This window comes from Sinorhizobium terangae, from assembly GCF_009601505.1.
GTDB lineage: Bacteria > Pseudomonadota > Alphaproteobacteria > Rhizobiales > Rhizobiaceae > Sinorhizobium > Sinorhizobium terangae.
In genome coordinates this window covers 112,771-124,304 of the sequence record NZ_WITC01000037.1, presented here as the reverse complement: position 1 = coordinate 124,304, position 11,534 = coordinate 112,771, and the positions used below count along the sequence as shown (strand labels likewise).

The following is an 11,534-nucleotide window of genomic DNA, read 5'->3' as shown; positions in this document are numbered from 1 at the left end:
GCGAGCCGAGACGACGTGGCTTCGGTTCGATCCTGATCGAGCGCAGCCTCGACAAGGTCATCGGCAGTTCGGTCAAGGTCGAATATCTGCCGGCCGGCGTGACCGCGCTCATCCGGTTACCGCTTTAATCGCGGTCGTGGCAGCGGGACGAGGGCGGTTCACAGCGACGACCGCGACCAACCCTCGGTGGAAATCAGCTCTTTTCGTCGTGACGGCGGCCCTTTCCGAGGCCGAGCAGGGCCCCGACCGCGACGGCGGTCGCCACGGCGAGCAGCGGCTGCGTTCGCAAGACGCCTGCGGCGGCAACGAGCGCCAGATTCGTCTGCATCGCGGCGAGGCGCCGGCGCTCTTCTGCGAGCCGCCGGTCGCGGGCGCGAAGCCCTGCCATCACCGCCATAAGGATCAGCGCTGTCACGAACAGGACGGCTGCCATCGTCGCAACCGCAGCCACCGGTGAATAACGCTCGGCGAGAAACAGCGTGACTGCTACGAGCGCGAACACGTAGGCCGTGCCGAGCAAGGTCACGATGATCGCCCATAACATCGCGTTGCGCCTGTAGCGTGAGGTGGCGGCAGCCACGTCGACTGCAAGCAAGGCGGACAAGGCGGCCCCGAGCGTTCCCATGCGAGCTACTCCGATCGCGCGTCAAGCGGTGCAGGAAGCCCTGCGGTTGGTGGTTGATCAAATGGACGTGGTCATCGGCGCAGCAATGCAGCCACCGCAAGGCCTATCGCCGCTGCTGCACCGAGCGTCGCGATCGGGTGCTCGCGCACCGCCCTGCGGAGCTCCCTTTCCGTCCCGGAATAGCGGTCGCGTAAATCCGAGAGCAGCTGCTCCCCGCTGGCCAGCAGATTTTCAAGATCGGCTTCGGCCCGATCGCGCGCGCCTTTTGCCTTGGCTTTCGCGTCTTGGGAAACCGCCGCTCCGCGTTCGCTGAGCAGTCCGACGAGCGCCGCAATGTCCGCTCGAATTTCCTGGAGCTGGTCCTCGATAGGGGTCTCGCTGTGCCCGCCGTTGCGTTTCCTGGTGCTCGAACTCGAGAAGAGGCCCGTTGCCATGGTGTGAAGCTCCCTTTCGCTGCAACGCCGGCCAGGACAGCCGGCGCGTGTTCTACCCCCATCGGGCGAGGAGGACCTCGCTCGACATCCAGCGGGACAACGCGCGAAGGCGGGATTTGTTTCGACAAATCCTGCCGTTACCGCAAACAGCTCTTGGAAACAGCGAAAAGGCGCGGGCGACCGGTCGTGATCAGATCGCCACCGATTGCGGCAGTACGAAGGGGATGTCCCGCGTCGGGATGACATTGACCTGCATCCGGCAACCGAACACGGCTTCCATGGTTTCGTCGGTCAGGACCTTCCTTGGCGGTCCGCTCGCGCGGACGCGGCCGCCCCTCATCATGACAATTTGGTCCGCGAACATCGCGGTCAGGTTGAGGTCGTGCATCACGGTGATGACGCCGCCGCCGCGTTCGCAGAATTGGCGCGCAAGCTGCATGATCGCCAGCTGATGGCGGATGTCGAGGCTCGATACGGGCTCGTCGAGCAGGAGATAGCGGGGCTCGCCATCGCTTACCGGCGCCGAGATCTGGCATAGGACGCGCGCAAGCTGGACGCGCTGTTGCTCGCCGCCCGAGAGCGCCTGATAAAAGCGTCCGGCAAACCCGGCGAGATCAACGGCCTCCAGCGCATCGTTGGCCATGCGGTCGTTGGCGGAGTCACTGCCCGTGCCGCCGGCAGAAAGGCCGAGGCGGACGATTTCCCGCACCGTGAAGGGGAAGGAAATAACGGTCGATTGCGGCAGGACGCCGCGTTTCAGCGCAAGCTCCCACGGTCTGAGGGCGGCGAGATCATGGCCGTTGATGGTGACCTTGCCGGTGACGGGCGACAGTTCGCCGGAAACCGCCTTCAGGGTGGTTGTCTTGCCCGATCCGTTTGGGCCGACGATCGCCGTCATCGTGCCCGGCGCCGCATCGAACGAGACGCCATCGATCACCTGCCTGCCGGCAAGACGGACGGAGATATCGGAAACCTTGATCATGACCCGCTCTCAAAGTCCCATGTTCGATCGGCCGCGCAGCAGGACCCAGAGAAAGAACGGCGCACCGACAAAGGCGGTGATGATGCCGATCGGCAATTCGCCGGGCGAAACGATCGTCCGTGCCAGCATATCGGCAAAGATCAGCATCGTGCCGCCGAGCAGCGCAGAGGCGGGCAGCAGGTAGCGGTGGTCCGGACCGATGACGAGGCGAAGAAGGTGCGGCACCACGATGCCGACGAAACCGATACCGCCGCTGACGGCAACGGAGGCGCCGGTCGCGGCCGCTACGCTGAGGATCGCGACGTTCTTGAGGCGCTGGACGGGAACGCCCATGTGAAACGCCGCCGCTTCGCCGAGCGTGATCGCGTTCAGGCCACGCGCCAGGAACGGGACCACGGCAAGCGACATCAAGATGATCGGGCCCGCGGCGAGGATCTTCGTCCAGTTGGCGCCGGCGAGCGAACCGAGGCCCCAGAAGGTCAGATCCCGCAGTTGCTTGTCGTCGGCGATGAAGACGAGCACGCCGGTGACCGCACCGGTGAGCGCGCCGAGCGCAATGCCCGCAAGCAGCATGGTCGCCACCGAAGTCTGGCCGCCGCGCGTCGCGATGCGGTACAGGAGCAGGGTGGTGGCAAGGCCGCCGAAGAAAGCGGCGACTGGAAGCGCGTAAAAACCGATGAGCGCATAGAGCGGGCCGAAGAGGCTCGAACCGAGGACGATCAACAGAACGGCGCCAAGGCTCGCGCCGGACGAGACGCCGACGAGGCCAGGATCGGCAAGCGGATTGCGGAAGAGGCCCTGCATCACCACGCCGGATACGGCAAGCGCCGCGCCGACGAGCAAGCCGAGCACGGCCCGCGGCAGGCGGATATCGAGGATGATGATGCGGTCGCGGACACTCAGCGCCTGGTCGGCACCCTCCGTGCCGGCCAGCCAGTGAACAACATTGGAGAGAGAGGCGTCGGCGGCGCCGGTCATGATCGACGTGGCAAATGTCGCAGCCGCGCCAACCGCGAGCACGACGATCAGCAGGCGCGCAAGCCCCGAACGGTTTCCAGCGCGCCATTCACGGACGATATTGGCGGCGAAGGCAGGCGCGCGCATGCTGCCTTCCATCGCCTCACTGCGGGGCATCGGTCTTCTTTCCGTAAATTGCGGTATTCAGTTCGCGGACGGCGCCGGCGGTGCGCGGGCCGAAGCCGAGCAGGTGCAGGCCATCCATGCGGACCAGCGCCTTGTTCTTTGCCGCTGGCGTCAAGCTCAGGGCCGGCATGGCGAACAGTTCGTCGACGCCGGCAGAGTGATCGCCGCCGCGCGTCATCATCAGGACGACGTCGGGCCTGGCTTCGATGATCGCCTCGTCCGTCAGCGCCTTGTAGCCCGGGAACGTTCCTGCGGCATTGACCGCGCCGGAGAGCGTGATGATGCCGTCTGCGGCCGTGCCGGTGCCCGATGCCAGGATCTTGCCGCCCTGCGTGCTCAGGATGAAGAGGACACGCTTGTGCTCATTTTCCGGACGCCTGGCTGCCTCGTCGACCGCTGCGTCAAGGTCCTTCTCCACGGATTGGGCGAGCGCTTCGGCCTTGTCCTTCACGCCAAGAAAGGCGCCCACCGCACGAATCTTCGCGACGATACCGTTCCTGTCGAAAGTATCGGGAATGCTGGTGAAGGGGATCTTTGCTTCCTTAAGCACGGCGAGCGCCTCGGGCGGTCCGCTGCCTTCGACCGCGATGATCGCCGTCGGATTGACGGCGATGATGCCTTCCGGCGCCAGTTGCCGCATATAGCCGACGTCCGGCAGCTTCGTTGCCGCTTCCGGATAGCTGCTGGTGGAGTCGCGACCGACGAGGCGATTTTCCTCGCCGAGTGCGTAGATGATCTCGGTGATCGCGCCGCCAACCGACACGACACGGGAAACGTCCGGTTGCTGCATGTCCTCGGCCATTGCCGGGCGCAGGAACGAGGGATTTCCGGGGGCGAGCACCGGCAGCAGCAGGGGCGCTGAGAGCGCGAAGGCGGCAAGCGCCAGCTCCCAGCGGCGAAGTCGGCGGAAATCGAGACCGGTGTTCATGATCGTTCCTCAGGCCGCGACGATTGTGTTGAGCCGGGGCAGGCGTTCTACAAGGGAGCGCCACTCCGGCCGCTCGGCGAGGCCTTCCTTGCGCTTGCCGAAGAACTGAATGACCATCTCGCCCTTGGCGTCGAGTGCCTCGAGCGAGGTCACATGGCCGTCGGCCGTCGGTTTGCGGACTGCCCACAATTCGGCAATATGGTCTGTGCGCAGATGCAGATGGAACGTCGGATCCATGACGTTGAGCCACGGACCCATCACTCCGATACGGGCGACTTGTCCGGAATGGATCTGAATGACGCCGCGGTTGCCGACGAAGCACATGATAGGCAGTTCGATTTCGGCGCTGCCGCGCATCATCGCCTCGACGCCCGTCGGATCGAGGCGCCTGGCCAGATCCTCGCCGACGGCATGCAGAGCCTGGCTCCGGCCGATGTTCAAGTTGCGCAACATGCCATGGAACTGGTGGGTGTCGGTCAGCTTCGACCAGCGGTCCCGGAGTTCCCCGGCATCGACCGCCACATCGAAATGGTCATCACTCGTCGGCGCGCTCGCGTCGGCAACGAAGTGCTGCGACTGGTCGCCTAGGCGGAAATCCTCGACGAGCCTGTCGTAGGCCGCACCGTTCGAGGCGGGGCGCAGGTGAACTTTGTGGACGGCGTTGCCCCACTTGTCGAAGAATTGCAGGCTGCGCCGGACGTCGCCGTTCGAGTCGGTCTTGGTGACGGCAAAGCCGTGGGCCCAGGCACTTGGGAAGATGCGCAGGTCGATTTCGGTCCCCAGCACCAGGGCCGCCGCCTTTCCCGCCTTGATGTTCTCGTAGACGCCGATCTTCTCGTGGACTGCACTTTCGTTGCGAGTGAGCGCGAGCACTTCACCCAGTTCCGCGACCCGCTCCAGGAAGCGGTTGGCGTCGCTATCGATGCGAACCGTCGTGAGGCCGCATTCGGCGGCAACGAGCGCAGCTTCCGAAACGCCGAGCTCAGCAGCGATATCGCGCTCGCGCAGCTTCGGGTTCGCGGCGCGGTAGGCACGGATTTCGGAAGGAGTTGGGCAAATGCTCTCGATCATGGTCTTCTGCCTATTTGTTCAGGATCAGTTTGCCCTGACGGGTGATCCTCATCCGGTAGATCGTGCCGTCATGGGAAATGAGGATCTCGCTGTCGCCGCGGAAGAGATCGCGGCTCTCCACGACTCGCTGGTTTTGACCGATCGGGGTCGGCTGCGAGGGGCGCGCGGTATCGGTATCGTTCGGTGTCACGGTTTCGGCCAGTTCGCGAGGGACGAACCGGCTGTTTTTCCGAATTCCTCCCGCATATTCCCTTTTAGTATCTTGACTTCATTACTCATATTTATCTAAGGACGCAATACCGGATAATTACAGTCAAGTTTTATGAGCGCGAGCGCTGTTCGAGGATCGCCGGGCACGCGCGCAGATATCGAGTGGTGTTATGATGACGCAGGCTTTCCGTTTCGCTCTTGCGGCCGCAGTCGCGCTTTTTCCCGCAGCAGCGCCGGCCATCGCGCAGGAGACTGCGGCTTCCGGCGGACTCGCGATCGAACTGAACGACATCGCTCCATCGCAGAAGGGCTGCAAGCTGACCTTCGTCGCCGGCAACGCGCTGCCGCAGTCGCTTTCGAAAGTCTCGTTCGAGTTCGTTCTCTTCGATCACAAGGGATTGGTGGAGCGCATGTCCGTGCTCGACTTCCGTGACCTGCCGGCCGGCAAGACGAAGGTCCGCCAGTTCGATCTGCCGGGCACCAAATGCGAGTCGGTCAAGAGTTTGCTGATCAACGATGCCCCCGCCTGTGTCGGCGAGGGCGTCGACAAGAACGCCTGCATGTCGGGTCTCAAGACCGGCTCCAAATCGACGGTCGAGCTCAAGGGCTGAGGCGGTGCCGGCCGATCGGTGACCAAGGTAAGGCATTGATGAAGCAGACGTTGAAATGGACGGCGGCGATCGCGCTATCGCTTCTTGCGCATGCGAGCGGCGCGATGCTGTTTAGCCCCGGCGAAGAAGAGGTCCAGGTTGCTGGCGGCGCCGCCACAGAGGTGACGCTGCTCGGCGACGCCTTCGAAGAGACGCTTCAGGCGGGCGACCCCTCTGAAATCATTGAGCCGTCAGAAGATGTGGCGGAAGAGCTGACGCCCGACGAGGTTCAGCCAACCAAGGAACTCAGCGAGGAAGTGCCGCCCACGATGCCTGAGGTCGTGTCGCAGCAACCATCCGACGTCACGCCCACGGAGGCGGACGTCATCCTGCCGGCAGAGGAGATGCCCACCCTTCAGCAGCCGGAGGCCGCGGTAACAGCCAGCGTGGCGCCGATCGACACCGTCGTTCCGGAAGAAAAACCGGAGCCGGAAAAGGTCGAGACGCCGAAGGTGGAAAAGCCGGAGCCGAAGAAGGAGCCGGTGAAGAAGAAGAAAGTCACCCGGAAAAAGACCGGTGACGGCGGCGAGCAAGCGAAATCGCAGGTCAAAGGTACGGCCGACGGCGTAGAAGACGCCGCGGCAAGCGCAGCCACGGGCGACAAGGGTCGCGTCTCCCAGCAATCTGGCAACGCGGCAGTGTCGAACTATCCCGGCAAGGTGCGCAGCAAGCTCAATCGCGCCTTCCGCTATCCCGCCGAGGCAAAACGTCAACGTCTGCGCGGCGTCGCCCAGGTTCGCTTCACTGTAACCACCGGCGGTGACGTGGCGGGTGTCAGCCTGGCGAAGAGCGCCGGTTCGCCGATCCTCGATGAGGCCGCGCTCGACGCCGTGCGCCGCGCGGCTCCGTTCCCCGCCATTCCCGCCGGTGCGGGTCGCGACAGCTGGGTTTTCACCATTCCGCTCGCCTTCAACCGTTGAATGGATGCTCGCTCGGGTGTGAGGGACGGCGGCGTCCCGCAACCGCCGTAGGGGACGGCGCGCGGGGCAAAAATATGAATTAAACACTCATGTTTATACTTTACTCTGATTATCAAGTTTAATAACGTCTCGCCGTCACGCAACCGATCGGTGTGTGCTGAAGCGTAAATCCAAAGGGTGATCGGCGACGAAGCGCCGGGGACGCGAAACAAGATGGAGAGGAACGCATGCGCGGCAAGCGGCAGAATGCAGGCAAAGGCCACAAGGGAAACGCGGCGAATGCAGCACCCGAACCGAGGCCCGATGCCGGCACGGCGAAGCTGGAGGGCCGCAGCTTCCTCTATGTCGGCGGCAGGGACTGCCAAGTTGCGCATCTGCGCGAGATCGCCAGTTCCTTCGGCGCGGAGTTGATCCATCACGACGGGGGCTTGCGCGAAGCCGTGTCGCGTATCGACCGCGTACTTCCTTCGGTCGACTGTGTCTTCTGCCCCATCGACTGCATCAGCCACGACGCGTGTCTTCGCGTGAAGACCGGCTGCAAGAAGTGGGGCAAGGCCTTCGTGCCGCTCCGCAATGGCTCGAAGTCGAGCCTGGAGCGGGCGCTGCAGGATCTGACCGCGAGTAACAGCCGCGACGGCTGAGTTTTTTGAAGATCAGCGGCACGCGAGGGTGCACCGTGCCTGGAGAATTTGACGACGAGTGACGAACGCCCCGATCAGATGATGCTGATCGGTCTGCACAAGCTTGCCTCCCAATTCGGCGATGGACTGGTGCCCGAACTTTACGAGTTGCTGACCCGCCGGGCCCGCATGCTGGAAGAAAATCCGAACGTTGCCGAGTTCCCGACATGGCAGGCGCGGCAGCCGGGCAGGGATCCTCTCGGCCTTGCGTCACCGCTCGAGGGCGCTATCCTGCCTTTCCCGAGCATCGGGACCGATGCTCCGTTGAAGAAAGATCGAGCATAGAGCAATTCCAGGAAGCGTGTGCAACGGTTTTGCGTCCGGAATCGCGTAATTTCAAAGAGTTAGGGCGTTTCCCGGTTTCGATGAAACCGTGAAATGCTCGGGAGCGACGACATGTACTTTGCGATGAACCGTTTCCGCATTGCGATCGGTCAGGAAGAGGCGTTCGAGGCCGTCTGGAAAGGCCGGGACTCGAGCCTTGCCGAAATGCCCGGCTTCATCGCCTTCCACCTGCTTCGCGGGGAAAGCGTGCCGGAAGAAGGCTACACACCGTTCATTTCGAAATCGACCTGGGAAAGCAAGGACGCTTTCATCGCCTGGACCAAGTCGGAAAATTTCCGCGCGGCGCATCGGAGCGCGGGCGAGAACAAGGCGATGTATGTTGGCCCGCCGAAATTCGAGGGCTATTCTGTCGTCGAGGGCGCGTGAGCAGCGGCTCTTAGCTTGCGCGCGACGGCAGAAACGCCCCGAGCGCCACGGCAAGCCAGCCCGCCATCATCGTCAATCCGCCGAGCGGCGCCGACATCGGGAAGAGGCCGTGGCCGAGAGTATGGCGCGCGGTGAGATCGCCGGCGAAAAGCGCAGTGCCTGCCGCCAATAGCAAAGCGGCGATTGCGGCCGTTCGGAAATGGGCCCATGCGGCGTGGAGCGCCACGAGTGCCGGCGCATGGGCGAGGCACATCGCGGAGGCGCCACCGAGCAGTCGCGGATCGGCGCCATGCGACGCCGCTGCCGCAGCGGCGACACCGGTGATCCCCATCAGACCGGCGATGAAAAGGACGGTCGAGCGCGCTCCGCTGTTCGGCATCGAAGACTATTCCTCGTTCTGCATGTGATGGGCAAGCCGCGTGATCGGTTCGAGAATGATTGACCGCAATTTCGGATGGGCAACCGTCTCTTCGAGCGCGCGGGTGAAGCAAAGAAGCCATTCGTCGCGTTCTGCCGGGCCGATTTCCGCGATGAAATGCCGGCGGCGCAGCATTGGATGGCCGCGCTTTTCCACATAGATCGGCGGCCCGCCAAGCCAGCCGGTCAAATATTCGTAGAGTTTCTCCTCGCTGCCCGAGAGATCCGGCGGATGAACGGCCCGGCAGCGGGCGGCTTCAGGCAGGCTGTCCATGAGCGCGTAAAAGCGCCGTATAAGCGCGCGAACCGTGGCGTCGCCGCCGATTGCTTCGTAAAGGGTTGTCGTTTCGTTTTCCGCCATGTCGTCGTCCTTTGCCGGATTGGTATAACGCGACCCGCCTTCCGACAATCTCTTTCACCGTCCTCCATTTGCGGCGTTTCATCGCGTCAGCCAAACCGATCCCCTTGACAAACCGTCCAGACGGTATCTTTATAGGGCATGACAAGCGCGTACCACAGGAAGAAGCAGCCGGAGCGGGTTCGCCAGCAATTGCTGGAGGTCGCCGCGCGCCTGTCACTGGAGCAGGGCATCGGTGCCGTGACGCTGGACGCGGTGTCGCAGGCGGCAGGCGTCAGCAAGGGCGGGCTCCTGCATCATTTCCCGAATAAGCTCGCGCTCCTCGACGGTCTCTTCGACGAACTCGTCGCGCGTTTCGATCGGGCGATCGAGACGGCAATGGAAGCCGACGATGTCGAGTGCGGGCGGTTTACCCGCGCCTATCTGACGGTCTGTTTCGCGCTCGAGGCGGAGGCGGATGGAAAGGGTTGGCAGGTGCTGACGATCGCATTGCTCGCCGAGCCGCATCTCAAGGCGCGCTGGCGCGACTGGGTGGCACGGCGCGCGGACGAGTTCGCAGCGACCGATTCCTCGCCGAATTGTCTGCTCGCCCGTTTCGCCGCCGACGGCGTCTGGCTGGCGGACCTGCTTGAGAGCCATGAGATCGATACGCCAACCCGTGCGCTTCTGCTCCAAAACCTGAAGGCGCTTTCACTGCAATAGGCAAGAAACCGGAGCAGATCGCTCTCAACTCGTCCACCGGAGACGTTCCATGAACCCCGCCATGCTCTACACGGTCCTGGTGATCGCCATCATCTTCGAGGTGCTCGGCACCTCCGCGATGCAGGCAGCGCAGCATTTCTCACGGCTGGCGCCCACGGTGGTCATGGTGCTGTGCTATGGCGTCGCGTTCTTTTTCCTGTCCTACACGCTGCGCTATATTCCGGTTGGCATCGCCTACGCGCTGTGGAGCGGTCTCGGCATCGTGCTGATCTCTGTCGCCGGCTATCTCGTCTTCGATCAGAAGCTCGACCTGCCGGCCGTTTCCGGGCTGGCGCTCATCATCGCCGGCGTGCTGGTTCTCAATCTCTTTTCCAAGTCGACGTTCCACTGACCGGCCGACGGTGTCATCCAAGTGGTGCTCTGGCCCATGTGCTACCTGGCGTCAGCAATCAGCACGGGGTACTTGCAACATTTCGCTACAGATTACGCTGGGAAAACCCCTGAATTTCATTGAAATGGCCGAACTGTTTCAATAGCATCGCCCGCGTCCCTTCTTTGGATGCGGCATGGAAGCATTCCATCCGATCTCCCTGATAATGCGAAGGAATCTGGGAATGCAGGCGGTTTTCGACGGCCACAACGACGTGCTTCTGCGCCTCTGGCAGCACGGGCGCAGCGGAGGCGATCCGGTAACCGAATTCGCCGAGGGGACCGATAAGGGCCATATCGATGCGCCCCGCGCCAAGAGCGGCGGGTTGGTCGGCGGTCTTTCGGCAATCTACATCCCATCCGGTGATCTGGTGCTGAAGACGCCGGACGAAAACGGTCACTACGCCACCCCTCTCTCCGCGCCGCTTGACCGGCTCCCGTCGCTTGCTACCGCGATGGAGCTTGCTGACATCGCCGTGAGGCTCGATCGCGCCGGGGCCTGGAGGCTTTGTCGCTCGACCGCGGAAATCCGGTCGGCGATCGCGGACGGCATCTTCGCCTCGGTCCTGCATATGGAGGGCTGCGAGGCGATCGGGCCCGATCTGGCATCACTCGAAACCTTTTATGCCGCCGGGCTTCGGTCGCTTGGTCCGGTCTGGAGCCGCCACAATGTTTTCGGCCACGGCGTGCCGTTCGCCTATCCGATGTCACCCGACACGGGTGCGGGCCTCACCGAGGCCGGCTTCGAACTGGTGCGCGCCTGCAACCGGCTCGGCATCCTCATCGATCTGGCGCACATTACCGAGCAGGGTTTCTGGGACGTTGTGAAGACGACCGACCAGCCGCTTGTCGCCAGCCATTCCAATGCCCATGCGCTGACGCCCGTCGCCCGCAATCTCACCGACCGGCAGCTCGACGCCGTGCGCGAAAGCCGTGGGCTCGTCGGCCTCAACTACGCGACGACGATGCTTCGCCCGGACGGGCAGGAGAATGCGGCAACGCCTCTGTCCGACATGGTGCGCCATGTCGACTACATGGTCGAGCGCATGGGGATTGATTGCGTCGCACTCGGATCGGATTTCGACGGCGCGACCATACCGGAGGAAATCGCTGACGCGGCAGGTAACCAGAGGCTCGTTGCAGCACTGCAAGACGCCGGATATGGTGAGGCCGAACTGGCAAAGATATGCCGGGAGAACTGGCTGAGAGTTCTGGGACAGGCATGGCACGAGCCTGCCTGATCCCATGAAGAAAGGCCCGGAAAGGGCGTTAAA

Annotated in this window: 17 protein-coding genes and 1 pseudogene; 9 read left to right on the top strand and 9 right to left on the bottom strand. The window is 63.4% G+C overall.

What is annotated here, in order from left to right; translation table 11 throughout:
- A pseudogene (locus tag GHK62_RS35195) lies at positions 1–128 on the top strand (sensor histidine kinase); the annotation flags it as partial.
- 65 nt (positions 129–193) lie between these two features.
- Here GHK62_RS35195 and GHK62_RS11495 read toward each other — a convergent pair.
- The 7 genes from GHK62_RS11495 to hemP all read right to left on the bottom strand — a co-directional run bounded on the left by GHK62_RS11495 (position 194) and on the right by hemP (position 5,385).
- A complete protein-coding gene (locus GHK62_RS11495; protein WP_153439157.1) occupies positions 194–625 on the bottom strand; it encodes a hypothetical protein in 432 nt (143 codons plus the stop codon).
- A gap of 71 nt (positions 626–696) precedes the next feature.
- Entirely contained in the window at positions 697–1,059 is a 363-nt protein-coding gene (locus tag GHK62_RS11490) for a DUF883 family protein (RefSeq protein ID WP_153439155.1), read from the bottom strand.
- A gap of 190 nt (positions 1,060–1,249) precedes the next feature.
- On the bottom strand, positions 1,250–2,041 hold the full coding sequence (locus GHK62_RS11485; RefSeq protein WP_153439152.1) for a heme ABC transporter ATP-binding protein: 792 nt from the start codon (positions 2,039–2,041) through the stop codon (positions 1,250–1,252).
- A 9-nt stretch (positions 2,042–2,050) separates the two neighbouring features.
- Entirely contained in the window at positions 2,051–3,175 is a 1,125-nt protein-coding gene (locus GHK62_RS11480; RefSeq protein WP_153439150.1) for a FecCD family ABC transporter permease, read from the bottom strand.
- Complete coding sequence (locus GHK62_RS11475; RefSeq protein ID WP_153439148.1) at positions 3,162–4,112, bottom strand: heme/hemin ABC transporter substrate-binding protein; 951 nt, start codon at positions 4,110–4,112, stop codon at positions 3,162–3,164. Before GHK62_RS11475 ends, GHK62_RS11480 begins: the two co-directional genes overlap by 14 nt.
- 9 nt (positions 4,113–4,121) lie before the next feature.
- Positions 4,122–5,183 carry a hemin-degrading factor gene (locus tag GHK62_RS11470; protein WP_153439146.1) on the bottom strand — a complete coding sequence of 354 codons (1,062 nt, stop codon included), beginning with the start codon at positions 5,181–5,183 and terminating at the stop codon, positions 4,122–4,124.
- Positions 5,184–5,193: 10 nt separating this feature from the next.
- Positions 5,194–5,385, bottom strand: a complete 192-nt coding sequence (hemP, locus tag GHK62_RS11465) for a hemin uptake protein HemP (protein ID WP_153439144.1) — start codon at positions 5,383–5,385, stop codon at positions 5,194–5,196.
- A gap of 181 nt (positions 5,386–5,566) precedes the next feature.
- Between hemP and GHK62_RS11460 the strand changes: the two genes are divergently transcribed.
- The 5 genes from GHK62_RS11460 (at position 5,567) to hmuQ (ending at position 8,354) form a co-directional block, all read left to right on the top strand.
- Entirely contained in the window at positions 5,567–6,004 is a 438-nt protein-coding gene (locus tag GHK62_RS11460) for a hypothetical protein (protein ID WP_153439176.1), read from the top strand.
- 38 nt (positions 6,005–6,042) lie between these two features.
- Positions 6,043–6,963: an energy transducer TonB family protein gene (locus GHK62_RS11455; protein ID WP_153439142.1), complete on the top strand. Its 921-nt coding sequence runs from the start codon at positions 6,043–6,045 to the stop codon at positions 6,961–6,963.
- Positions 6,964–7,190: 227 nt separating this feature from the next.
- Entirely contained in the window at positions 7,191–7,604 is a 414-nt protein-coding gene (locus GHK62_RS11450; RefSeq protein WP_153439140.1) for a DUF2325 domain-containing protein, read from the top strand.
- Positions 7,605–7,682: 78 nt separating this feature from the next.
- On the top strand, positions 7,683–7,928 hold the full coding sequence (locus GHK62_RS11445) for a hypothetical protein (protein WP_153439175.1): 246 nt from the start codon (positions 7,683–7,685) through the stop codon (positions 7,926–7,928).
- 111 nt (positions 7,929–8,039) lie between these two features.
- The gene (gene hmuQ, locus GHK62_RS11440) at positions 8,040–8,354 is read left to right on the top strand and encodes a heme-degrading protein HmuQ (RefSeq protein WP_153439138.1); all 315 of its coding nucleotides are present in this window, start codon (positions 8,040–8,042) and stop codon (positions 8,352–8,354) included.
- 10 nt (positions 8,355–8,364) lie between these two features.
- Here the strand turns inward: hmuQ and GHK62_RS11435 are convergent, their stop codons facing one another.
- Both GHK62_RS11435 and GHK62_RS11430 read right to left on the bottom strand, forming a co-directional pair.
- Entirely contained in the window at positions 8,365–8,733 is a 369-nt protein-coding gene (locus GHK62_RS11435; protein WP_153439136.1) for a DUF423 domain-containing protein, read from the bottom strand.
- 6 nt (positions 8,734–8,739) lie between these two features.
- Positions 8,740–9,132, bottom strand: a complete 393-nt coding sequence (locus tag GHK62_RS11430) for a globin domain-containing protein (protein WP_153439134.1) — start codon at positions 9,130–9,132, stop codon at positions 8,740–8,742.
- A 138-nt stretch (positions 9,133–9,270) separates the two neighbouring features.
- Between GHK62_RS11430 and GHK62_RS11425 the strand changes: the two genes are divergently transcribed.
- From GHK62_RS11425 to GHK62_RS11415, 3 genes are all read left to right on the top strand, one after another.
- Positions 9,271–9,831, top strand: a complete 561-nt coding sequence (locus GHK62_RS11425; protein ID WP_153439132.1) for a TetR/AcrR family transcriptional regulator — start codon at positions 9,271–9,273, stop codon at positions 9,829–9,831.
- Positions 9,832–9,880: 49 nt separating this feature from the next.
- Positions 9,881–10,222 carry a DMT family transporter gene (locus GHK62_RS11420; protein WP_153439130.1) on the top strand — a complete coding sequence of 114 codons (342 nt, stop codon included), beginning with the start codon at positions 9,881–9,883 and terminating at the stop codon, positions 10,220–10,222.
- 223 nt (positions 10,223–10,445) lie between these two features.
- Positions 10,446–11,501: a dipeptidase gene (locus GHK62_RS11415; RefSeq protein ID WP_153439128.1), complete on the top strand. Its 1,056-nt coding sequence runs from the start codon at positions 10,446–10,448 to the stop codon at positions 11,499–11,501.
- Positions 11,502–11,534: the final 33 nt, after the last annotated feature.